The sequence below is a fragment of the Nocardia sp. GCM10030253 genome, from assembly GCF_042675075.1.
GTDB lineage: Bacteria > Actinomycetota > Actinomycetes > Mycobacteriales > Mycobacteriaceae > Nocardia.
Genome location: NZ_JBHTDL010000006.1, coordinates 196,604 through 218,773, shown reverse-complemented (window position 1 = coordinate 218,773; position 22,170 = coordinate 196,604). Strand labels below are relative to the sequence as shown.

Genomic DNA, 22,170 nt, shown 5'->3' with positions numbered 1-22,170 from the left:
GCAATGACCCCCGGCGAGATCGCCGCCATCGACGCCAAGCATGTTTGGCATCCCTACGGTGGTTTTCCCGCGACGACCGAACTGCTCGTGGTGGCGGGCGCGTCCGGGACCAGGCTGACCCTGTCCGACGGGCGTGAACTGGTCGACGGCATGAGCTCCTGGTGGGCCGCTATCCACGGCTACCGGCATCCGGTGCTGGACGCGGCGCTGCTCGCTCAGTCGCGGCGGATGAGTCACGTGATGTTCGGTGGGCTCACCCACGAGCCCGCGGTCCGACTGTCCGAACTGCTCGTCGAGCACACCCCGGCCGGACTGGACAAGGTATTCCTGTGTGACTCGGGATCGGTGTCGATCGAGGTCGCGGTGAAAATGTGCCTGCAGTACTGGCGCGCGCTCGGGCTGCCCGGCAAGCGGCGGCTGCTCACCTGGCGCGGTGGGTATCACGGCGACACCTTCACGCCGATGGGTGTGTGCGATCCGGACGGCGGCATGCATTCCTTGTGGACCGACGTGCTGGTCGAGCACGTCTTCGTGCCTACACCGCCGCGTGACTACGAATCCGACTACGTCGCGGAACTCGACCGTGCGCTGGCCGCGCACGCCGACGAACTCGCGGCCGTCATCGTCGAGCCGGTCGTCCAAGGCGCGGGTGGCATGCGCTGGCACGACCCGCGCTACCTCGCCGACCTGCGCCGCCTGTGCGACGAACACGGCGTGCTGCTGATCTTCGACGAGATCGCCACCGGATTCGGCCGCACCGGAGCACTTTTCGCCGCCGAGCACGCAGGGGTGAGCCCGGATGTCCTGTGCATCGGCAAGGCACTGACGGGCGGCTACCTCACGTTGGCCGCGGCGCTGTGCACCGCGCAGATCGCGGAAACCCTCAGTGCCGGCCACGGCGGTCTGATGCACGGGCCGACGTTCATGGGCAACCCACTGGCGTGTGCCGTCGCCGTGGCGTCGATCGAACTGCTGCTCGAACGGGACTGGCGCGGCGAGGTCGCCCGCATCGAATCGGAGCTGAACGCGGGTCTCGCGCCGGTCCGTGAGCTTCCTGGCGTTGCCGAGGTCAGGGTGCTCGGCGCGATCGGCGTCGTCGAGCTCGACCATCCGGTCGACATGCGCACGGCAACCGATGCCGCGGTGTCGTCGGGCGTCTGGTTGCGCCCCTTCCGCAACCTCATCTACACGATGCCGCCATTCATCAGTACATCCGAGGATGTCGCCGCGATCACCGCGGGTATGCGCGCTGCGGTCGAGGCGCAGTCGACCTAGGCCTCGCAATTTCGCGCCGGTAACGGGCAGTGCCGGGTGCGTCGGGTGTCCTACCCGGCTTACCTCCGCGGTCGAGCGCGCGGAGTCGGTTCCCAGCGTTGGTCGCCTGACTGTAGTTGCGTTCTGAGCCCGCACATCGTTGTCCGCCACGATCCCCGGGCCGCCCTGTTCGGTACCGCCGACGCGTGGCTGGTTGGCCCAACACCCCGTTTTGCCACTGCACACCCCGTGTATTGGGTGTTGGGTTGGGCTGGGGGGTGTCGGGTGACTAGGCGTCGGGTGTGGCTGGGTGTGGCGGCGAGCTGTGGAATCGAATGGAGCTGTGCGTGGGTGGGTACGATGCGCAACCTGAACGGCGTTCAAGTATGCTGCGGAGCTGTGACTACTGATCCGTTGAGCTGGTTGGACGAGCGCGCGGCAGAGCGGGTGGCCGCGGGGTTGCGGCGCGAGCTGCGGGCGCGGGCGCCGCAGTCGCCATCGATCGATCTCGCCTCCAACGACTATCTCGGTCTGGTTCGGCATCCCGACGTGGTCGCGGGTGCGATCGATGCCGTGCGGCAATGGGGCGCCGGCTCGACCGGTTCACGGCTCGTCACCGGAACTACGGCCGCGCACGAACAGCTCGAAGTCGAGCTTGCCGAGTTCGTCGGCGCCGAAGCCGGTTTGGTGTTCGCGTCCGGCTACGCCGCCAACCTCGGCGTGGTCACCGCGCTGGCCGGACGTGGCACGCTGGTCGTCTCGGATGCAGGCAGTCACGCCTCGCTGGTGGATGCCTGCCGACTGTCGCGGGCGCGGGTGCAGATCGCCGCGCACCGCGATGTCGCCGCCGTCGACGAGCTGCTGGCCACCCGCACCGAGGAACGCGCGCTGGTGCTCACCGATTCGGTATTCAGCGCCGACGGTGACCTGGCCCCGCTGGCGGATCTGCACCGGGTGACCCGCGCCAACGGTGCCGTGCTGATCGTGGACGAGGCGCACGGGCTCGGCGTGCGCGGCGCGGGTGGGCGCGGCCTCGTGCACGAAGCCGGTTTGGCCGGAGAGCCTGACCTGGTGATCACCGCGACCCTCTCGAAAGCCCTTGCCGCCCAAGGCGGTGTCGTACTGGCCAGTGCCCGGGTCCGCGCGCACCTTATCGATGCCGCACGCACCTTCATCTTCGACACCGGCCTCGCTCCCGCCGCCGTCGGCGCCGCGCGTGCGGCCTTGCGGCTGCTGCGCCGCGAACCCGAGATGGCTGCGCGCGTGCTGGAGCGGGCCGCCGACATCGCCCGCATCGCCGGTGTGGCAGAGCCGGACTCGGCAGTGGTGTCGGTCGTACTCGGCGAGGCGCAGGTGGCCTACGACGCCGCCCAGGCCTGCCGGTCCCGCGGTCTCGACGTCGGCTGCTTCCGTCCGCCGTCCGTGCCGGAGGGCACCTCCCGCTTGCGCCTCACCGCTCGCGCCAACCTCACCCCCGCCGAACTCGACACCATCGCAACAGTTCTCACCGAGGTACTGGCAGAAGCCCGCGGGCTGAGCGTGGTGCCTGCATGAGGGTTCAGCTCGGCGCGGGAGCTGCCGTCGACATCGTGATGCTCGCGGTGTCGTCGATTGGCATGCCTGCCGACGCGGTCACCGTCGAACTGTTGCAGGATCGTGGATTGGACGTGGTGTGGCCATGAGCATCCAGTGCATTGCGGAAGCTGCCGTCGATAACGTGATGCTCGCGGTGCCGCCGGTCGGCGTGCGTGCCGACATCGTTGCGGTTGAACTGTTGCAGGTTCGTGGATCGGAGGTGGGGCGGCCATGAGTCTGCTGTTGATCACCGGAACCTCCACCGATGTCGGCAAGACCGTGGTGACCGCGGCGATCGCGGCTGCCGCCGGCGCCGCAGGTCGGTCGGTGGCGGTGTGCAAACCGGCCCAAAGCGGGGTGGCCCCAGGCGAACCCGGCGATCTCGCCGAAGTTCAGCGGCTTTCGGGAGTCACTCGAACTCTCGAACTCGCCCGCTACCCGGATCCGTTGGCGCCGGACACCGCGGCGCGCCGCTGCGGCCAACCGCTGCTGACGTTGGCCGAAACCACCGCCGCCATCGCTGACCTCGCCGATGCCGACCTCACCCTGGTCGAAGGCGCGGGCGGCTTGCTCGTCCGCCTCGGCGAATTCACACTGCTCGAGCTCGCCCAGAAACTCGGCGCCCCGGTCCTTGTGGTCGCCGCCGCCGGTCTCGGCGCCCTCAACCACAGCGAATTGACCACCCGCACACTGCAATCGGCGGGTGTGCAATGCGCAGGCCTGGTGATCGGCTCCTGGCCTGCCGAGCCCGATCTGGCCGCCCAGTGCAACCGCGCCGACCTGCCCGAGGTCACCGGCGTCGAGGTGGTCGGCACCGTCCCTGCGGGCGCGGGCGCCTGGGACCGCGACCGCTTCGCCGCCGCCGCCACTGGTTGGTTCACCCGCGCCTGGTGAGCGTCGAACCTGTTCAGTCGATGTAGGTTTCGCGCTGCTCCTCGTCGGCGCTGAACCCGGTCGCGATGATCGCGGTGAGAACACGTGCTGTCGCGATCCGATCGCGGTTGTCGACGACCTCGCGCACCCGGCCGCCACTATATTCGGCGTGGACGGTGCGACAGAGCTGGTGTCGAGCCGAATGCGTGAATGGAAGTCGAGGTCGACCGGGCGGGCGGCTGTACTGGCCACGGCGCTCGTCACCGATACTAAGCGCCTATGACTTCCCGATGCGACGATAACCCACGACCGTAGCCGTCGATGGCGCGCTGATCACGTTGCGCAGCACCATGTTTCGGCCTGGGGATCAGCTGGCTGTGTGCACCGGCAGAGTGCGGCCCAGGTAGGCGAGCAGTCGGTCGCTCGGCCCGGTGGTCTGTGCTGGGACCGGCGGCGCGAACAGAGGATGTCGTCCGGTGATCGGGACGAGCCGCGGCGCCACTGTCAGGAGTTCGCCCGCGAGTTCGTCCGGGATTCGGACTGATGGCGTGTGCACCGCCGCGATATCCCATGCGTGCACAGTCAATTCGAGGGCGCCGACCGCACCGAGGGTTTCGGCAGGCAACGGGGTGTCGGACACCAGGACCGGATTCGAGGCGTAGTGGGTCAGGTCGCCGAGCAGGCCGGCGGCCGCGGCCTGCACGCGGGCGACGGCGGTGGCATCGGGATGGCGGATGGCAGGGATCGCGCAAATCCGCCCGGCGGCAACGCCTTCGCGCAGGGCGGCGATCGATTCGTCCACGTGCGCGAGCAGCATCCGCAGGTCCCAGCCACGACACGGGGTCGGTCGGGTGAGGTCGGCGCCGACTCCCTGGAGGGCACACAGGAGATAAAGCACCGATCGGTCGAACAGATCGCGGGTCATGGCAGGGACTTCGGCAGGTCGAAGGATTCGAAGAGTCCGGTGTCCTGGTAGCACACAATGCGCTCGATCCCCGCCGGAGTCGCGGTGAGGACATGGATCGAGAGGGCCTCACCGCGCAGGTAGAAGCCGAAGGCAGGCTGGCCGTTCGCGGCAGTGCGCACCATCCGCACCTCGCCGGCGCGGGCCGGGCATCGCGTGGCGATCAGTCGCACGATGTCGATGCTGCCGCGGAACCATTCGCGGATCGGCGGCATCTCGATGACCGCATCGGATTTCAACAGCGCGGTGAGTGCCGCCATATCGGCGTCCTCGAACGCGGCCGCATACCGGTCGAGCAGCGCACGCACGGCCGGGTCGTCGGGTTCGGTGATGCCGGTCGTTTCCGTAGGCAGCTGCCGCAGGGTCGCGTGCGCGCGCTGCAACGCGCTGTTGACCGCGGCCACGCTCACCTCCAGCAGTTCGGCCACCTCGGAGGCTTTCCAGCGCAGCACATCCCGCAAGATCAGCACCGCGCGCTGGCGCGGCGGCAGGTACTGCCATGCGGCGATCAACGCCAGCCGCATCCCCTCGCGCGCGGCGACGATCGCGGCCGGATCCGACGACTCAGGCTCGATGCGGACATCCGGCATCGGCTGTAGCCACGGGATCTCGTTCGACAAGAACGGCGCGTGCTCCGGATCGTCCGATGGCCCGGCCAGTCCCGACGGCAGCACGCGCCTACTGCTGTGCTGCAGCGCGTTGAGACAGGCATTGGTCGCTATCCGATACAGCCACGTCCGCATCGACGCGCGGCCCTCGAAGTCGCCGTAGGCGCGCCAGGCCCGCAGCATCGTCTCCTGTACCAGGTCCTCGGCGTCGTCTACCGAGCCGACCATGCGGTAGCAGTGCGCGAGCAGCTCCCGCCGGTACCGCGCCGTATGTGCGGCGAACTCGTCGATGTCGACCATCGGTGCCCCTTTGTCGGACTACTCAGCGTCGGACTCCGGCCACGTCATGGATGTCCTCGAATATGCAGACCGCCCGCGCGCTCGGAACTCATCGGTGCCGGAAACTCCGGGACCTTGACCGATGTGTTCCGCCGTCGCGCCGGTCGGTACCTGTGCAGGCCCGCGGCACAAGAAGGGACATTGTCAGAACATGCTGGTCGTCGCTGCGATGCGACCGGAGGCACCTCTGGCGCGGGTTCCGTGCGTGGGGTTACCGAATCCGGCACGGCAATGGCCTGTAGACGCAAAGAAGCCCTGTACCTCAACTATCAATCGAGGTACAGGGCTCTCGAGCTTCCAGGGCTACTGGCGGTCGAACTCGCCGTCATGCACGCCAGCGGTGAATGCTTTCCACTCGCCCGGCGTGAAGATCAGTGCAGGACCGGTCGGGTTCTTGGAGTCACGGACACCGACGTGCCCACCGTCGAGGTAGGCCACCTCTACACATTCCGAGCCTCCCTGACTGCGACTGCTCTTGAACCACTCGGCGTCAGCAAGGTTCATGTTCACTGTTGATACTCCTTCGCGATTTTCCTCTTTCAATCGAGGTACAGGGGCTCTCGGCTTCCAGAGCTACGTGCGGTCGAACTCGCCGTCATGTACGCCAGCTGTGAAGGCATCCCACTCGCTAGGCGTGAACACCAGCGCCGGACCCGTCGGATTCTTGGAGTCCCGCACGCCAACCGAGCCCCCGTCAAGGTGCGCAACCTCTACGCAGTCATTGCCTCCCGCGCTCCGACTGCTCTTGAACCACTTCGCCTCGGCCAGGTCAATCTTCACGGCACATACTCCTTCGCTACCTGCCGCAACAGGTGTTTGCTCTCTAGCTCGCCCAACGCTACCCGCTGGATCGTCTCGTACGCCTCACGGTACTGGCGCACGTTTTCCGCTCGTTCCAAGTACAGGTTCCCGGTGTACGACTCGACATAGACCACGGGGGGTTCTAGCGGTTTCCCGTGGGCGTCGATGCCAAAGTCGAGGACAGTGAACGGGCCGGTCGAGATGCCCAACGGGAATCCCGAGACGCTTGGGTTCACTCTCACGACCACGTTTGGTGGCATGTCGGCCAGGTGCCGGAGCTGCGCAGCCATCACCTTCCGCCCGCCAACCACACGCCGTAGAACGCCCTCATCAATCACAAGATCGACCGCCAGCGGCGAGACTCGCCGGGTGATCGAGTTTTGCCGCTCACGCCGAACACGGACGCGACGGTCCAACTCCGCAGCCGTGTCATGAGCGAAGTACAACCGATCCAACGCCCTTGCGTAGTCGGCGGTCTGGAATAGCCCCGAAATTATGTCCGGCCGGTAGATCGTCAGCTTGTCCGCAGCTGCTTCCAGTCCGACGTTGAACGTGGCCCCGATAACGTCGGACAGTTCATCCCACCAGTTCGGCTCGCGGCCCTGCCGCGCAAGGGCTTTCAACATGCTCAGCATGTCTGGCCGCTCATACAGCTTGCAGAGTGCTTCAAGGTCTTCGTCGTGAATGACATTGGCGGCAGCCGTCTCTAGGCGCTGTAGTGTGCCGTCTCCCTTCTCGATCGCCTTCGCTGCCCGCCGGATTGAAAGTCCCGATTCTGCGCGCATATCCCGCAGTAACCGCCCCAGCTGTCGATGTGGCACACCCGGTGTCGGAGACGCTGCCCGCTTGGGCCTTGCCATAGATTCCCCTCGCTCCCAATCGTGGATCACACATGGTCGATACGTGGATCGCTGACAGTCGATTCCGTGGATCACGCATGGTCAAAGCCATGGATCGCTGAAAATCTCCCCGTGGATCACATTGTGATCGCCGCGTGGATCATCCGCTGGCGAAACGGTCCAATTTTCGCCGATGTTCCCGTGGATCATCCACGAGTACCCGGTTGATGCTCAGATGGCGACGCGCCCGGAGATGACTCCCTTCCCTTCATCAGGAGTCGTCAGGGGCCGGGCGCACCCTAAGCCGTCGACGCCCCGGAGGTCGGCAGATGCCGAACAACGATCTTCCGCAACGAGACCCAATCATTGGTCCGCCCGTCGCCTACGTGGGCGCAACGGTCGAGGTGGTCGAGAGCTTCGCAACCGCGATGCGTGGATGGGCAGGCCCACCCGCCCCCGCAGAACCGTCCCTGAGCCGGGGTGTTGAGTCCCCAGCACAGGGCGCACCTAATCCACTGTCGATGTGAGCAGAGGCCAAACCCGATGGACCACATACCGTTTGGGGATACCCCGGTGTCCCGCTGCATCTTCTATCGGCGGGTGTGCGATCTGCCCGCGAACCTCGATCCGCCGAGTCTGGGTCGCATCATCATGAAAGTTACGCACGTCGGGGCGCTGACGATGCCCGCACCACTGGGCCAGGCGGTTAAACATGACATGGGCCGACGCGGAGCCGCTTACGGCCCGATCCTGTCGCATCCACGGTCGAACCGGTGGACGTTCTTGATCCGGCCGGATGTACCCGACGATGTGCCGTTGTTCGCTGATTTGTTCCGGCACAACGTATCTGTGATCAGGGACGGCGGCACGGTGGCGTTGCCGTCGCCGACGACGCAATCCGGGGCAATCAGGCAATGGATCGAACCGCCGCATGACACCTTCCGACCCTCCGGTCTTCTCGTCATCGAGTCGGTTCGCGCGTGCGTGGGACCGGGCCGGGTGCGGGCGGTGTCGCATGCCTGACAACGACAGCGCGCCATGGACGGTCGGAGCGTAAACCGATGTCCGACATGATCCCCTACCTGCCACCCGGCGAGATCGCCCCGTGCGTGCGGGCGCTGCTCGCGGTCTTTCATGAGGACACCGCCCACAAACTTTCGATCGCCCCGGCTGACAGTCGGCCAACCGTCCACTGGTCGGATGGAACACTCTGTGCTGTTGACGAGGACGGGTGGCCCGAGGCGTACGACAACCTCGACAAGCTGGACGCAATCCCGGTTCGTCCGGCTAGCGTTCGAGACACGGAGACATTATGAGCGCCAACGCTTCCCCGAAGTCGGACGAGACGGACGTCCTGAGCGTGTGCCTGCATGGCGTGCGGATGGACTGTGTCGCGTGCCTGACCGCAGCCTTCGGCCACGCACCTCACACGCCAGGTCGTGCAGGTCATGGCGGCCACCACGTACTCCCGGCCGAATAGGCAAAGCGCCCAACGCTCTCCATCTTCACGCTCATGTTCTTCCGTTTCCACCTTCGATGGTCCGCGCTGGCACGGCGATATCGCTGCGGGCCGCACACGCGGGCCTTGACCGATGAGTTCGGCCGTCGCGCCGGTCGGTACCTGTGCAGGCCCACTGCACAGGAAGGAACACTATGAGTACACCAATCGTCTCGGCGATGACGCAGCGCTGGGTGCTCGCGCTCGGCGCGATCGCCTCACTGATGGCGGCTCTGGACACGCTGGTCGTCGCGACGGCGCTCGGCACTATTCGCGAGGATCTCGGGGCGTCGGTCCAGACGCTCGAATGGACGGTCAACGGTTACAACCTGAGTTTCGCCGTGCTGCTGATGACCGCTGCGGTTGTCGGCGACCGATTCGGTCGCAGGCGGATGTTCGCGGTCGGGCTGGCGATCTTCGTCGCGGCCTCCGCGGCGTGCGCGATGTCGACCTCGGTGGTCATGCTGATCTCGGCCCGCGTGGTGCAGGGCGTCGGCGCGGCTTTGATCATGACATTGGCGCTGGCCTTGGTCAGTGCGGCCTTTCCGCCGCAGCGGCGTGGCATGGCCATCGGAGTCTTGGAAGGCATCACCGGATTGGCGGTCGCGTGTGGTCCGCTGGTCGGTGGCGCGGTCGCGGAGGGACTGTCCTGGCAGTGGATCTTCTGGCTCAATGTGCCGATCGGGCTTATCGCGATTCCGTTGGTGCTGAAGCGAATTCCGGAGACCTTCGGTCCCGATACGACGGCCGATGTCGCGGGGTTGGTCTTGCTCACCGGTGGCGCTTTCGGGGTGGTGTGGGGCTTGGTGCGCGGCAATATCGCGGGGTGGTCCAGCGTGGAAATACTGGTCGCGCTGGTCGGTGGAGTCGCGCTGATCATTGCCTTTGCCGTCTGGGAGGCGCGGAGGCCGGAGCCGATGATCCCGATCCGGCTGTTCGTCTCGCGCGGGTTCGCGGCGGGTAACACCGCGACGTTCCTGCTCTTCGCCGGACTGTTCGGTTCGGTGTTCTTCTACGCGCAGTTCTTGCAGATCGTGTTCGACTACGGGCCGCTCGGCGCGGGCCTGCGGCTGCTGCCGTGGACACTCACGCTGTTCTTCTGCGCACCGATCGCCGGTATGCTGGCCGACCGCATCGGCGAACGACCGCTGATGGCAGGCGGATTGGCCATGCAGGCGGGCGGCATGTTCTGGATCGCGCGTATCGCGGAACCGGGAATGAGCTACGGGTCCATGGTGATTCCGCTCATCGTCTCGGGGGTCGGTGTGTCGATGGCGATTCCGTCCGCACAGACGGCGGTGGTCGGCGCTGTCGAGCACGCGGTGCTCGGTAAGGCGGCGGGCGCGAACAGCATGATGCGTGAGCTCGGTGGGGTGTTCGGGATCGCCGTCGTGGTCGCGGTGTTCACCGGCGCGGGCGGTTACGGATCGGCGGCGGAGTTCGTGGACGGCTTCGGTCCCGCGATAGCGGTCGGTGCGGCATTGGCGCTGCTCGGCGCGGCCGTCGCGCTTGCCATGCCCGGTCGCCGTGCGGCTGTCGCCTCGGTCGAGTCACCCGAAGTGGCCGAGTCACGACCAAGCCGGCTGTGACGACGAAATCCTCGGTTACATGGTGGCGAGGTTGTGCCAGAGGTTCTCGAGGCTGTCGGTGCCGCCGAACAGTGTGGTGAAGTTAGTGGAGTCGATGAGCACGATGTCGCCGGCACGTCGGCCGGTGGGTGGCATCCAGATCAGCGCGTTGAACTCCGTGTTGCCGGCCGCGGTGAAGGGGTGGGGCCGCTCGGGGTCGACGCGCTGGCGGCCCAGGACACGTAGCGAGTCGCTTTCCGGTGCGGTGAGCTCGTAGTGCGGAAGATGGGGGTGGAAGTTGAATGTGGTGACGTTATCCAGCAGTTGGGGTATGTCCAGATCGCGGAACCCGGTCAGGGGGGCGATCCGATCGGTACCGTCGACGACCGCGGGGCGCAGGCCCCACTTGTTGACCACCGGTACATCGAGCGCTTTCATCAGCGAACGCGTGTACTGGCCGAATCGCTGCTGGCGGGGCACCAGTCGGTCGCCGTGATGCTCGTATTCGGTTTGTCGCTGCGTGTAGTCGTCAGTGAAGCCGACGTCGTGGTGCGGCGCCAACAGCAGACAGGTGCCTTCGCGTCGCAGCCATTCCCGGATTGCGGCACTTTCTTCGGGCGCGGCTTCCTGCTCGGAGAGGATGTGATCGAGCCCGAACACCATCAGCGTGTCGGTGTCGTCCAGGATCCGCTCGTCGATCGGCAATTTGTAGCCGGCCTGGTCGATGCGCTGGAACACCGCGACGGGATGACCGGTTGCCTCACCGGCCAGCTGCTGAAACGCCAGAGTCGAACGATGGAACAGCTCGAGTGTGCCGGCAATGCCTTGCAGGAAGTGCGCTGCGTCGTACTCGGGGGTCTCGTAGCTCGGCCACGTTACGTTGCGGACTTCAGTCATCGTGGAGAAGCGGTTATATATTTCGGCGGGATCGCGTTGGGCTTCCCACGGGTAGCTCCACGTCCAATAGATGCTTATCCGCCGTCGCCCGTCGTGTTTGCGCGGGATGTGATTCTGGTTGTAGGTGCGTGCCGGCGGTCGGGTGCTCATGATGTCACCTCTCGACTGTCGAGCGTGGCCAGGTATCGCAGGGCGCTGATGCCAGGCAGGAAGAAGTACGCGCCGCCTCTGAGCGTGGTGAAGGCCGGCAGGCCCTCGAGCACCTTGCGGATGGGCCGCTTGGGGATCGTGAACTCCAGGGTTCCGTCCTGGGTGCCGCAGATGGGATCGCGTTCATTGCCGAGTTCGTGGAATGTCTTGTCGTTGATCCAGACGTTTTGGGCGAACTCGAACTGGCGGACCAGGCTGGCGCAGATGATGAACGCGGCAATGCCTCGGTCCATCCCGTCATCGGGAGCACCCTCCGGCAGCGCAGGCCCATAGGTGGCGCCGCGGCGAATCATCCTGCGGCGGTTCATATTTACCGCAGTATCGCGTGGGTTGAGTCGCCGCACGTGCGAGCCGAGCGGTACTGCGTAGCCGTGCGGATCCATCTGTCGGTAGTTGAAGTCGTTGTTCCGCATGGGATCCGCGCCCAGCTGTGGATCATCATGGTCAGGGGTCAGCGCCAGCGGTGCGCCGCTCGGCCATCGGCCCATGAGCTTCGCGGCAAGTAGCTGCTGCCCGTCCGGGGTGTCAGCGTGCTCGCGCAGATAGTTCCGAAACGCACCGACGTGTTCTTGCAGCCGCCGGTAGGCCATGTAGCTGCCGTTGCGGGACAACACCTCCGGCTGCGGAAGCCCGTAGGGTGGCCCCTTCTCGTCGGGGTAGCCCAGGATGAATTCACCGGGTTTCAGCGGTGCACCCGAGCCCGGTGTCGGTTCTTCGCCGGATCCTTCGATCACCGGCTGAGACAACCGGTCTCGGAACCCGAAATGGTCATGGGCGTAGTCGAATGGCGGCGTCGCGTTCAAATCCAAGAACGACAACACGCGCACACCTGGGCAGCGGGCCACCAGCTTGTGGTGCTCGGCGGTGCACCGCTGGTGTTCGGCATCGGTGCGGGCGAACAAGATCGCGATGGCGTGTAGGTCGTCACCGGCCAGCCCGCCCACCCAGTTATCGGGGTGATTGGCACCCGTGTCGCCCAGGATGTCAGCACGGGCGGCCATGCCTTCACGGAACTCGTCGGGGAAGGTGGCAAGCACTTCCTCCGACACCCCAAGCGCCCGCAGTCCGCGCCAGGTAAAGGCCAGCGTGATCCAGCGCTCGGAACTATCCATCGTGGCGCGCACGTCCGCGGCCGACTGAACCCGGTCCACCAGCGCCGTCAACCAGGCCCGGCCCCCCGCGGGATCATCGAAGGACAGGAACTCATAGCGGCCGGTCATCGCCGGGGTGCGGGTCAGCAGGATGTGCTGAATATCGTCGAGTTCGAGCATCGGCCCTGGCGCTCTACTGCATCTGATCGAGCATGTCGGAGAACGCCGCCTCGAGTCGCAGCGCTTTTTTGATCTGGTCGGCGGTGACGTAGGGGTACTCGCCGTATTCGAGGAAGCTGGAAAACTGGTGCTCTCGAACGAATTTGACGAACGCCTCCGGGTTTTCCTTCCAATCCTCTGGAAAGCCTTCGAGGTTGGTGAAAACGGTCGTGATACCGGTCTGGCTGAAAAGCGCCACGGCGTCCTCGGTGTATTTGTCGAAATCGGTGTCGAAGATGCCTTGATATTGGAAATGCAGCCCCGAGCCGACGTCGAACAACACCCACCGCAGATAGTGCAGCCGCAGCGGCGCCAGCACATCCGGACTACCCGCTACCGCATCTTCGATCTGCTTGCCGTACGCGCGAATGGCCTCTTCTCGACCTGGTTTCACCTTCGCGATGATCGAGAACCCATAGCACGCCGGGGTCCGTGGATAGATCGGTCCATACCTACCCCGCTCCAGCTCGAAATAGCCCTCCTTGGGGATGGCCATCGCCGCTGGTTTATTCCATTCGCGATCGGTCGCTGGCATGTCGTCACCTTACTTTCACTAGTAAGCCGGACATCGAAACCCATCTTACGGACTCGCCCGACTCGCCGAAAACCCGAACATCGCCGATAATCGGGACCGAAGTCACCAAATGCGTGGACTCGGTCGACGTGCGTCGGGAGAATTAGGCGGTTAACAATCTTTCGGTCGATAATCACCACGATTGACCAGCAAGCAGCAAATCCCCCACCGGGCCTGCACGGCTGTGCCACCGTACCCATGTGGACGAGCCGACTTCCCGCCGTGCACCCGCCACCTGACCGCTCGAGCCGCGCGCGACCCCTCGTCGCGCGCGGCTCGAGCATCGAGTCCGTCGCAGACCCGATCAGCGCACCGTGTCGTCGGCGCGTGGCTCGATGGTGGAGACGGGGGCCAGGTTCCACCGTTCCAGCTGCTTGCGGATCTGCTCGGCGGCGTCGATGTTGAGTGGGCCGCTGGTCCACATGGCGTAGGGGAGGTTCAGGAAGCGGCCTTCGGTGACGGCGCGGAGTTGGTTGATGCCCGGCTTGGCGCGCAACAGCTCGACCTTCTCGGCGAAGGACTGCTTCGGGTAGTCGACGAACATGATGGCGTCGGGATCGGCGGCGGCCAGGCGCTCCCACGACACCCTGGTCCAGGTGTCGGTGACGTCGTCGAGGATGTTGCGGGCGCCCGCTGCTTCCAGGATCGCCTGGGGCGCACCGAATTGGCCGCTGGAGAAGATGGTGTCGCTGGCGCTGTCGACCAGGAAGATGTTCGGCTTGCGCTCCGGTTTCGGAGCAATCGACAGAGCGGCCAGCCTGCGGTCGAGGTCGGCGGTGACGTCTGCGGCGCGGTCGGCGTGGCCGGTGATGGCCCCGAGGTTCGTCAGGTCGGTGCGCAGCGCGTTCCATGGTTCGGTGATGCCGCGCGGGCGTTCGCCGTCGTGCTGGCGGCAGCTTTCGGTGAGCACGTAGGCGGCGATGCCGTCCTTGCGCAGTGACTCCGGGGTGAGGTTCTTGGTTTCGTCGTAGCCGTAGCTCCAGCCGGCGACCATGACGTCGGGACGCTGCGCGAGCACCGTTTCCCGTGCGGGGTATTCGGGGGCAACCGATTTCATACTGTCGACGGCGGGCCCGTAATGCTTGCGCAAGGTGTCCGCGTCGCGCTGCAGGCTCGATACCGCCGCAACCTGGTCGTGGGCGCCGAGCGCGAGCACCATGGAGATCAGGTTTCCGTCGTTGACGAACAGACGCTGCGCAGACGCGGGAAACCGCACGTCCGCATCGCAATTGCGAAGCGACAGCTCACCGGTGGCCTCGGTCTGGCTGCTACAGGCGGCCAGTGCCACGGCCAGCGCGGTCGCGGCAAGCGCACGCGCCAGCAGCACGCGCTGCCGCTCACCACCCGAGAGCCGGTGCACGGGCCGATCGGCGAACCCCGCCAGATCCACCGTTGCCAGCGCTTCGTCGACAACGCGCTGTTCCTGCGGCGACCCCGCGCCCCATGGCGGCAGGTAGGGCGTGCGCCCCAGCGAAACCACCTCGCCCGCCCGCAGATCCGCGGGCGGCCGCTCATCCTGTGCGACCAGTGCCACCGTCCTGGCTCGCTGCCGTGGCGAAAGACCGTGCAGCATCTGCCCGTCCACGACGACCTGCCCATGCTTCGGCCGATCGACTCCGGCAAGAACATGCAGCAACGTCGTCTTGCCGCTGCCGTTCGGGCCGACGACGCCGATCATTTCGCCGGCTCGAATGCTGAAGGTGGCGTCGGCGACGACGGCTCGCCGCCCGGCCGTGCAGGTCAAGCCGCGGGCCTCGAGCGCCACGCCGACGTCCGATGCTGTCGCCACGAATCCCGCAACAGCCCTGTCGGTTCTCGCATCGAGGCGGTCGTGGTGTCGGCCCGCGCCGCCGGATCCGTCGCGGTTTTCCTCGGCCCCGCTGCTTGCCGCTGCCGCGCTCGGTGTTCCTGGTGCCTCCGGCGCGGCGCGGTCCGAGGCCCCTGACTCGTTGTGGTGCTTCATGATTCACCGAAACGGTAGCGTCGGCGGCCGAGCAGGATGAGGAAGGCGGGCGCACCGATGAGGCCGGTCAGCACGCCGACCGGAATTTCCGTCGGCCGCACCAGCACTCGGGTGGCGGCGTCGGCGATGACGAGGAACAGCGCGCCGCACAGTGCGCAGGTGGGCAGGAGGGTGCGGTGGCGGGGACCGACCAGCAGGCGGGCGGCGTGCGGGATGACCAAACCGACGAAACCTATTCCGCCGGAGACCGCGACGAGGACGCCGACCAGGATGGCCAGCAGAATGAACAGGGCGACGCGCAGTGCCTTGACGGGGACACCGACCGAGGCGGCGGTATCGGTGCCGAGGGTGAGTGCATCGAGCCAGCCGCTGGCCGCCAGTAGGGCGAGGCCACAGGCGGCCACCACACCCAGCGGCAGCGCGATCTTCGACCAGTCGGCGCCCGCGAGGCTGCCGAGCAGCCAGAACAGGACCGATTGCGCCGCAGCGGGATCCGAGCTGCGAATGACCAGGTAGCTGCCGAGCGCCGCGAAGGCCGAGCCGAGAACGGTGCCGGTCAACACCAGCCGCAGCGGTGTCAGCCCGCCTTGGGCGACCGCGATGAGGAACACCAGCGCCGCGGCGACGAAGGCCCCGGACAACGCCCCACCGGACAACGCCCACACACCGGCGCCCGCGAACAGCCCGGAGGTGATGACGGCCGCCGCACCCACCCCGGCGCCCGAGGACACACCGAGCAGATAGGGGTCGGCCAGCGGATTGCGGACCAGAGTCTGCATCGCCGCGCCCGCCACAGCCAGGCCAGCGCCGACCACGGCGGCCAGCAGCGTGCGTGGCACGCGCAACTGCCACACGATCGTGTCGAGGCCGAGGTCGGTGGGTGTGCGCCCGGCGGCTCGGTCCCGCAGCACGTCCAGCACCGACGACACCGGCAATGTCTCGGCGCCGAATCCGGTCGCGACGAGCATCGCGATGATCAGCAAAACCCCGAGTACGGGGATGGCAATCGATGTCCGCGCACGGATCATCGACGGTGCTCCACAGGCAAATCGCGGCCTCTCCAGCGGGTATCCAGGCAGGGGAGGTCTGACTTTCGCCGCGAGGGCGATCACAGTGGCGCGACCGTTCCGGAATTGCACCGGATTCCCGCACCCGCCTGGGATGACGGCTCGAACTCTACCGGTCGGTCGGGTTTTCGGGGGCGGCGGGTGATCCGCGTTCGCCTGGCAAGCCACCCGGAATCGTGCTTACAGTGAAGAGATGTCGCCGTTGGAGGAACGGCACCCGTCCACCGTCACGGACTGGGACGACGAGCGACGCAAAGCCCGCCTGCGGGATACCGGCCTCGGGCATGGGTGGAAGTCGTTGCGCCGCACCCGAGTGGCGCTGCTGCGGGTCGCCGCACTGCTGCTCGCCGGACTCGTGCTGTTCGCCCAGTACTGGGTGCACGACGTCGCGCCGGAGCGGGCCCGGCTGGCTCGCACCGAGCCCGCCATCCTTCCCGTCGCGTTGCCGGCCGACGCCCAGAACTGGGACACCGTCGTGGTCGACATGGTCGGTCTCGGCGGCCTCAATGCCAGCAATACCGCGGCGTCGCTGCCCTCGCTCAGTCGGATGGGCGTGGTCTGGGCCATCAAATACGACAATCACGGTATCGACACCAGGGTGATCGCCGAGCTGATCATCCGGGCCGCGCAGATGTCCGGATTGAAGAACGTTGTGCTGGTCGGGCACAGCATGGGCGGGGTGATCGCGCTGGAGGTCGCCAGGCACATCCACACCGACAGCGACCGGCGGCTGGTGTCGGTGATCCTCGATTGCACGCCGATGGACCTGAACGCGGTGCGTCCGGAAAGCCGTGGCCGCGGCGAGGACATGCTGCGCTGGATGGCCTGGCTGCCCGGCGCGCGGGAGAGCCGGGGGCTGCGGCTGACCGTGGAAACCTACGCGCGCCGCGACCGTTTCTTCGACCGCGGTGGCGCGGGGATGCCAGGCATCAGAGTCGCCAAACTGGGTACGGTGATGTCGGATGTGTTGCGCGAGAAGATCTTTTCCCGCGACGCGGCAAGCAATGGGCTCATCGAGTCGCAATTCCTGGCGATCGTGGCAGGCGGCGCGATCAATGACCTGCGCGCCCTGTCTCGCCCCGCGGACGGCAAACCGCGACCGGCCATCGTCTTCATCCGCCCGCGCAACCCCGACAACGACCGGGTGGTCGACGTCGAATACTCCCACCAGGTGCTGATCGAGCGCTCCGGCGGCCTGGACGGCACCCTGCTGGTTGTCATGCCGCGAAGCACCGGCCACGCCAACCCGATGCAGCGCCCCCGCGAGTACAACATGCTGATCGACCAGCAGATCCTGCCCTTCGTGCAGCGCTTCCAGCAGCAGATCCGTGCGGCGGCCAGCGCGGCCGCACCACGCTGAGCGTCCCCGGATAGTGCTCGAATCAGCCTGAAGGTAACCGTATCCGCGCCGGATATGTCTTGCTTCAATGCCACAATGCACCAACCACGCACGTTCTTCACCGGCCTCCGTGGCCGCACCGTCGCCGCACTGCTCGTCGCGACGACCGCTGCGACGCTCGGCTTGGCCGGCTGTGCGAACAATGACAAGCCGACCGGCACTACCGCCGCCGACGTCCCGCTGCCGACCGAGATTCCCGCGGGCACCGAACTCGTTGTCGCCGACCAGCAGGAGCGGCTGCAGTCGGTGCTGCGGCTATCCGGCGAGTTGGACAAACTCCCGTTCAAGGTCGAATTCGCCAACTTCGTCGGCGGGCCCGCGATTCTCGAGGCATTCCGTGGCGGCGCCGCCGATGTTGCGCCAGTGGGTGATGTCCCGCCGATCCACGCACTGGTCGCCGGACAGGACGTGCCGATCGTCGCGTCCTACCAGACCAGCACCAACGCGTTGAAGCTCGCGGTCGCGCCAGGCAAAACGGCCAACACCCTGGCCGACCTGAAGGGCAAGAAGATCGCCTACGCGGAAGGTACCGCGCAGCAGGCGGCGGTGTTGCGTGCGTTGGCAAAGGCCGGGCTGAAAACCGGTGACGTGCAATTGATTCGGCTGCAACTGGGCGAGTTCCTCGACGCGGTGCGTACCGGGCAGGTCGACATCGCGCCGCTGATCGAGCCGAATGTCACCCGGCTGCTGCGCACGCCGGGCACCTCCCTGATCCCGGACTCCGAGACCACCGGTATCTATGGCGGATTGGCCTACCTGTACGCGCGTCGTGCCGTCGTGCAGGACCCGGCCAAGGCCGCTGCCACGCGCGCATTGGTCGGTGCCTACATCCGGGCACACCAATGGGCCAATACCCACCAGGACGAGTGGGCGCGTCGGTACTACGTCGACATCCAGAAGGTCAGCGCCGACGACGCCGAGCGCATCGTCGAATCGCTCGGCACCTACACCTTCCCGCACCTTGATCAAACGCTCATCGACCGCCAGCAGGCCACCATCGATGTCATAGACGGTGCCGGTGAACTGCCGAAGAAGGTACGTGCCGCAAGCGGTTTCGACCTGCGCTTCGACGCACCCATCACCCAGGCCGTCACCGAGAGCGGCGCCGCGTTCGAACCGAAGGCACGGTAATGGCCACCTTGGATGCCGGTGTGCTCGGCCGGTTCGGCCGTGCCCGCACCGCACCGACCCAGGTGTTGGCTCAGCGCAAGCCGACTCGACCCAGGCTCGGACCCGGCCGCCCGATCCCGTTCGGCGTCGCCGTCGGACCGGTGCTGCTGGTCGCCGCCTGGGTGATCGGATCCGCCTCTGGTGCGCTGGATCCGGAGACGCTGCCCGCGCCGTGGACGGTCGCCGAGACCGCGGGTGACCTGATTTCCGACGGCAGGCTGCAGTCGAACCTGCTCAGCTCTGTCGAACGCGCCGGTGTCGGGCTCGGCCTCGGTGTCGTCATCGGGGTGGTGCTCGCGTTGGTCGCCGGGCTGAGCCGGATCGGTGAAGCCTTGGTGGACGGGCCGATTCAAATCAAGCGGGCGATTCCGACGCTGGCGCTGATCCCGCTGTTCATCGTGTGGTTCGGTATCGGCGAGGAGATGAAGCTGCTCGTCATCACCACCAGCGTGGCGATTCCGATCTATCTCAACACCCATGCGCAGCTGCGCAGTGTCGACTCGAGGTACGTGGAACTAGCTGCGACGGTAGGCCTTTCGCGCTGGGGATTCATCCGGCGGATCGCGCTGCCCGGATCGTTGCCCGGCTTCTTCACCGGTCTGCGGCTCGCCGTGACCATCGCGTGGCTGGCGCTGGTCGTCGTGGAGCAGGTCAATGCCACTAGCGGCATCGGCTACCTGATGACACAGGCCCGCACCTACGGCCAGATCGACGTCATCGTCGTCGGACTGGTGATCTACGGCCTACTCGGCCTGTTCGGCGACCTCGCCGTGCGCGCGGTGGAACGGAGGGCGCTGTCATGGCGGCAGACACTGGCCGACTGAGCGTGGGACCGAGCGTCGTGCGTACCCGAGACCTGTACCGCGGCTTCGGTGACCGGGCGGTGCTGCGTGGCATCGACCTCGACATCGCCCGCGGTGAATTCGTCGCACTGCTCGGGCGCAGCGGTTCGGGCAAGAGCACTCTGCTGCGGGCGCTGGCCGAACTGGACTACGACGTGTCCGGCTCCGGGGAGCTGACCGTACCCACCGAACGCGCCGTGGTTTTCCAGGATTCGCGGCTGCTGCCGTGGATCCGGCTGCTGGACAATGTGACCCTCGGACTGTCCGGTTCCGGCGCTGCCGATCGCGGCCGCACCGCGCTGGCCGAGGTCGGTCTTGCCGGTCGGGAAAAGGCCTGGCCCAAGGAGCTTTCCGGCGGCGAGCAGCAGCGGGTGGCGCTGGCCCGCTCACTGGTCAGAGAGCCGGAGCTGCTGCTTGCCGACGAACCGTTCGGTGCACTGGACGCGCTGACGCGAATCAAAATGCATGCGCTGTTACAGGATCTGTGCGCCAAGCACAAGCCCGCGGTGCTGCTGGTTACCCACGACGTCGACGAGGCCGTGTTGCTCGCCGACCGTGTGCTCGTCCTCGACGAGGGCCGGATCGCGCTGGATCAGCGCATCGACCTGGAACGGCCACGTCGCCACAGTGATCCGGGGTTCACTCGCTTCCGGGAATTGCTGCTGGCCAGCCTCGGCGTCGACACCACCCCGCACCAACACATCGAGGAAGAGAAAAAAGCTTCATGAGCTCACCGCGCCAACTCAGCCTCAATGCGTTCATCTACCCGTCCGGTCACCACGAGGCAGCTTGGCGGCATCCCGACAGCCAGCCGGGCCGGATCTACGATGTCGCCTACTACCAGGAGATCGGCAGGACCGCCGAGGCCGCGAAACTCGATGCGGTGTTCTTCGCCGACGGACCGGCGTTGCGCACCAACGTCAAACACAACGCGGGCTCGGGGCTGGAGCCGATCACGCTGCTCACCGCCATCGCCACGGCGACGACTCATCTCGGCCTGATCGCGACCGCCTCGACCACCTACTACGAGCCCTACAACCTGGCCAGGCTGTTCTCCACGCTGGACCACATCTCCGGCGGCCGGGCCGGTTGGAACATCGTCACCACGGGAACCGACCTCGCCGCGGCCAACTTCGGCCTTGCCGAGCATCCTTCCCACGCCGAGCGCTACGCACGGGCCAGGGAGTTCGTCGATGCCGTCGTCGCGCTGTGGGACAGCTGGGAGGACGACGCGATCGTGCTCGATCAGGCGGCGGGCATCTATGCCGACCCGGACAAGATCCATCCGATCGACTTCGTCGGCGACTACCTGAAGGTGCGCGGCCCGTTCAATGCGCCGCGCACCCCGCAGGGTTATCCGGTGCTCGTGCAGGCAGGCGCCTCCAACGACGGCCGCGCGTTCGCGGGCAAGTATGCCGAAGCGATCTTCACCGCGCATCAACGCCTCGAAGACGCGCAGGCCTTCTATACCGACATCAAGGCGAAGGCCAGGGAGTTCGGTCGCGACGCCGACCACATCAAGATCCTGCCCGGCATCAGCCCTTTCATCGCCGACACCGAGACCGCCGCCAAAAAACTGGAGCGAGAGTTCAACGAGCTCACCGTCCCCGAATACGGCCTGAAACAGTTGGAGGGCATCGCGGGCAAGAGTCTGCGGCACCTTCCGCTCGACGAGCCGGTCCCCGTCGAATTGTTCAGCGATGCAGGCGATGTCACCGACAACGCCCGCAGCCGCCTGCAGGTGGTCGCCGGAATCGTGCAGCGCGAGCGCCCGACGGTTCGCGGCCTACTGCACCGCCTCGCCGGCGCCCGCGGGCATCGGGTATTCGCAGGCACGCCCGAACAGGTAGCCGACACCATCGAGGACTGGTTCCGCAACGGCGCCGCCGACGGTTTCAACGTCATGCCGCCCTACTACCCGGGCGGACTGGAGGTCTTCGCGGAAACCGTCGTCCCGATCCTGCAGCAGCGCGGCCTCTTCCGCACCGAATACACCGGCACCACCCTCCGCGACCACTTCGGCCTGCCCCGCCCCGAAAGCCAATTCGCCCGCCGCCCGGCCCTGGCCCAGTGAGCGGGCCAGGAGAATCTGACTGTTCAACTTCCGGATCGGCGTACGGACCCGGCGGGCTCCGTGCGCAATTGGCTGGCGCCGGACCTGGCTGGCTTGGTGTGCATTCGGGTGGCGCCGGACCTAGCTCGCAATCGGCTGGCGCCGGATCCGGCTGGCTTCGTGCGCGATCGGCTCACGCCAGATCTGACTGTCCCACTCCACAATCGGTGACCGGCGGACCGGATAGGCCAGCTGTGCAATCCGGTCGAGTGCTGCTCGACGTTGTCGGGACGAGCTGGGGCGAGGTCGGATTCGCTTGTTCTGTCCCGCAGTCGGCTTCGGCGGGACGTAGTCGGTCCAGCGCGC

The 22,170-nt window shown here is 66.5% G+C and carries 23 protein-coding genes, 1 pseudogene and 1 riboswitch; of the genes and pseudogenes, 13 read left to right on the top strand and 11 right to left on the bottom strand.

The window, feature by feature from the left end; translation table 11 throughout:
• Positions 1–3 precede the first annotated feature (3 nt).
• The 5 genes from ACFQZZ_RS13340 (at position 4) to bioD (ending at position 3,723) form a co-directional block, all read left to right on the top strand.
• Positions 4–1,275, top strand: a complete 1,272-nt coding sequence (locus tag ACFQZZ_RS13340; RefSeq protein ID WP_378680501.1) for an adenosylmethionine--8-amino-7-oxononanoate transaminase — start codon at positions 4–6, stop codon at positions 1,273–1,275.
• A gap of 378 nt (positions 1,276–1,653) precedes the next feature.
• Positions 1,654–2,808, top strand: coding sequence for an 8-amino-7-oxononanoate synthase (locus tag ACFQZZ_RS13335; RefSeq protein ID WP_378679017.1), 1,155 nt, complete (start codon positions 1,654–1,656; stop codon positions 2,806–2,808).
• A complete protein-coding gene (locus tag ACFQZZ_RS13330; RefSeq protein WP_378679015.1) occupies positions 2,805–2,936 on the top strand; it encodes a hypothetical protein in 132 nt (43 codons plus the stop codon). The genes ACFQZZ_RS13335 and ACFQZZ_RS13330 overlap by 4 nt, the downstream gene beginning before the upstream one ends.
• The gene (locus ACFQZZ_RS13325; RefSeq protein WP_378679013.1) at positions 2,927–3,064 is read left to right on the top strand and encodes a hypothetical protein; all 138 of its coding nucleotides are present in this window, start codon (positions 2,927–2,929) and stop codon (positions 3,062–3,064) included. Before ACFQZZ_RS13330 ends, ACFQZZ_RS13325 begins: the two co-directional genes overlap by 10 nt.
• Positions 3,061–3,723, top strand: coding sequence for a dethiobiotin synthase (gene bioD / locus ACFQZZ_RS13320; RefSeq protein WP_378679010.1), 663 nt, complete (start codon positions 3,061–3,063; stop codon positions 3,721–3,723). The genes ACFQZZ_RS13325 and bioD overlap by 4 nt, the downstream gene beginning before the upstream one ends.
• Before the next feature lie 346 nt (positions 3,724–4,069).
• On the opposite strand, the gene ACFQZZ_RS13315 is transcribed toward bioD, so the two are convergent.
• The 5 genes from ACFQZZ_RS13315 to ACFQZZ_RS13295 form a co-directional block, all read right to left on the bottom strand.
• On the bottom strand, positions 4,070–4,627 hold the full coding sequence (locus ACFQZZ_RS13315; protein ID WP_378679007.1) for a maleylpyruvate isomerase family mycothiol-dependent enzyme: 558 nt from the start codon (positions 4,625–4,627) through the stop codon (positions 4,070–4,072).
• Positions 4,624–5,574, bottom strand: a complete 951-nt coding sequence (locus tag ACFQZZ_RS13310) for a sigma-70 family RNA polymerase sigma factor (RefSeq protein WP_378679005.1) — start codon at positions 5,572–5,574, stop codon at positions 4,624–4,626. The genes ACFQZZ_RS13315 and ACFQZZ_RS13310 overlap by 4 nt, the downstream gene beginning before the upstream one ends.
• A 342-nt stretch (positions 5,575–5,916) precedes the next feature.
• Positions 5,917–6,117 (bottom strand): DUF397 domain-containing protein, encoded by a 201-nt coding sequence (locus ACFQZZ_RS13305; RefSeq protein ID WP_378679002.1) that lies wholly within the window; start codon positions 6,115–6,117, stop codon positions 5,917–5,919.
• A 69-nt stretch (positions 6,118–6,186) separates the two neighbouring features.
• Positions 6,187–6,393 carry a DUF397 domain-containing protein gene (locus ACFQZZ_RS13300; RefSeq protein WP_378679000.1) on the bottom strand — a complete coding sequence of 69 codons (207 nt, stop codon included), beginning with the start codon at positions 6,391–6,393 and terminating at the stop codon, positions 6,187–6,189.
• The gene (locus tag ACFQZZ_RS13295; protein ID WP_378678998.1) at positions 6,390–7,274 is read right to left on the bottom strand and encodes a helix-turn-helix domain-containing protein; all 885 of its coding nucleotides are present in this window, start codon (positions 7,272–7,274) and stop codon (positions 6,390–6,392) included. The genes ACFQZZ_RS13300 and ACFQZZ_RS13295 overlap by 4 nt, the downstream gene beginning before the upstream one ends.
• A 552-nt stretch (positions 7,275–7,826) precedes the next feature.
• On the opposite strand from ACFQZZ_RS13295, the gene ACFQZZ_RS13290 reads away from it, so the two are divergent.
• From ACFQZZ_RS13290 to ACFQZZ_RS13280, 3 genes are all read left to right on the top strand, one after another.
• Positions 7,827–8,276: a DNA-directed RNA polymerase subunit beta gene (locus ACFQZZ_RS13290; RefSeq protein WP_378678996.1), complete on the top strand. Its 450-nt coding sequence runs from the start codon at positions 7,827–7,829 to the stop codon at positions 8,274–8,276.
• A gap of 38 nt (positions 8,277–8,314) precedes the next feature.
• Positions 8,315–8,569, top strand: coding sequence for a hypothetical protein (locus ACFQZZ_RS13285; protein WP_378678994.1), 255 nt, complete (start codon positions 8,315–8,317; stop codon positions 8,567–8,569).
• A 337-nt stretch (positions 8,570–8,906) separates the two neighbouring features.
• Positions 8,907–10,340 carry a DHA2 family efflux MFS transporter permease subunit gene (locus ACFQZZ_RS13280; RefSeq protein WP_378678992.1) on the top strand — a complete coding sequence of 478 codons (1,434 nt, stop codon included), beginning with the start codon at positions 8,907–8,909 and terminating at the stop codon, positions 10,338–10,340.
• Between the two features lie 15 nt (positions 10,341–10,355).
• Here the strand turns inward: ACFQZZ_RS13280 and ACFQZZ_RS13275 are convergent, their stop codons facing one another.
• From ACFQZZ_RS13275 to ACFQZZ_RS13250, 6 genes and pseudogenes are all read right to left on the bottom strand, one after another.
• Positions 10,356–11,366 carry a hypothetical protein gene (locus ACFQZZ_RS13275; protein WP_378678989.1) on the bottom strand — a complete coding sequence of 337 codons (1,011 nt, stop codon included), beginning with the start codon at positions 11,364–11,366 and terminating at the stop codon, positions 10,356–10,358.
• Positions 11,363–12,697: a Dyp-type peroxidase gene (locus ACFQZZ_RS13270; RefSeq protein WP_378678987.1), complete on the bottom strand. Its 1,335-nt coding sequence runs from the start codon at positions 12,695–12,697 to the stop codon at positions 11,363–11,365. The genes ACFQZZ_RS13275 and ACFQZZ_RS13270 overlap by 4 nt, the downstream gene beginning before the upstream one ends.
• A 13-nt stretch (positions 12,698–12,710) precedes the next feature.
• Positions 12,711–13,271, bottom strand: coding sequence for a hypothetical protein (locus ACFQZZ_RS13265; protein ID WP_378678985.1), 561 nt, complete (start codon positions 13,269–13,271; stop codon positions 12,711–12,713).
• 343 nt (positions 13,272–13,614) lie between these two features.
• Positions 13,615–14,634 (bottom strand): ABC transporter substrate-binding protein, encoded by a 1,020-nt coding sequence (locus ACFQZZ_RS13260; RefSeq protein WP_378680498.1) that lies wholly within the window; start codon positions 14,632–14,634, stop codon positions 13,615–13,617.
• A 36-nt stretch (positions 14,635–14,670) separates the two neighbouring features.
• Positions 14,671–14,988, bottom strand: a pseudogene (locus ACFQZZ_RS13255) (ATP-binding cassette domain-containing protein); the annotation flags it as partial.
• Between the two features lie 281 nt (positions 14,989–15,269).
• On the bottom strand, positions 15,270–16,301 hold the full coding sequence (locus ACFQZZ_RS13250) for a FecCD family ABC transporter permease (RefSeq protein WP_378678982.1): 1,032 nt from the start codon (positions 16,299–16,301) through the stop codon (positions 15,270–15,272).
• A 55-nt stretch (positions 16,302–16,356) separates the two neighbouring features.
• A riboswitch (cobalamin riboswitch) is annotated at positions 16,357–16,421 on the bottom strand.
• A gap of 112 nt (positions 16,422–16,533) precedes the next feature.
• Here ACFQZZ_RS13250 and ACFQZZ_RS13245 point away from each other — a divergent pair.
• The 5 genes from ACFQZZ_RS13245 to ACFQZZ_RS13225 all read left to right on the top strand — a co-directional run bounded on the left by ACFQZZ_RS13245 (position 16,534) and on the right by ACFQZZ_RS13225 (position 21,825).
• Positions 16,534–17,700 carry an alpha/beta fold hydrolase gene (locus tag ACFQZZ_RS13245; RefSeq protein ID WP_378678979.1) on the top strand — a complete coding sequence of 389 codons (1,167 nt, stop codon included), beginning with the start codon at positions 16,534–16,536 and terminating at the stop codon, positions 17,698–17,700.
• Positions 17,701–17,775: 75 nt separating this feature from the next.
• A complete protein-coding gene (locus ACFQZZ_RS13240; protein WP_378678976.1) occupies positions 17,776–18,870 on the top strand; it encodes an ABC transporter substrate-binding protein in 1,095 nt (364 codons plus the stop codon).
• Positions 18,870–19,733 (top strand): ABC transporter permease, encoded by an 864-nt coding sequence (locus ACFQZZ_RS13235; protein ID WP_378678973.1) that lies wholly within the window; start codon positions 18,870–18,872, stop codon positions 19,731–19,733. Before ACFQZZ_RS13240 ends, ACFQZZ_RS13235 begins: the two co-directional genes overlap by 1 nt.
• Positions 19,709–20,479, top strand: a complete 771-nt coding sequence (locus ACFQZZ_RS13230) for an ABC transporter ATP-binding protein (RefSeq protein ID WP_378678970.1) — start codon at positions 19,709–19,711, stop codon at positions 20,477–20,479. The genes ACFQZZ_RS13235 and ACFQZZ_RS13230 overlap by 25 nt, the downstream gene beginning before the upstream one ends.
• Positions 20,476–21,825: an LLM class flavin-dependent oxidoreductase gene (locus tag ACFQZZ_RS13225; RefSeq protein ID WP_378678967.1), complete on the top strand. Its 1,350-nt coding sequence runs from the start codon at positions 20,476–20,478 to the stop codon at positions 21,823–21,825. The genes ACFQZZ_RS13230 and ACFQZZ_RS13225 overlap by 4 nt, the downstream gene beginning before the upstream one ends.
• Positions 21,826–22,170 lie beyond the last annotated feature (345 nt).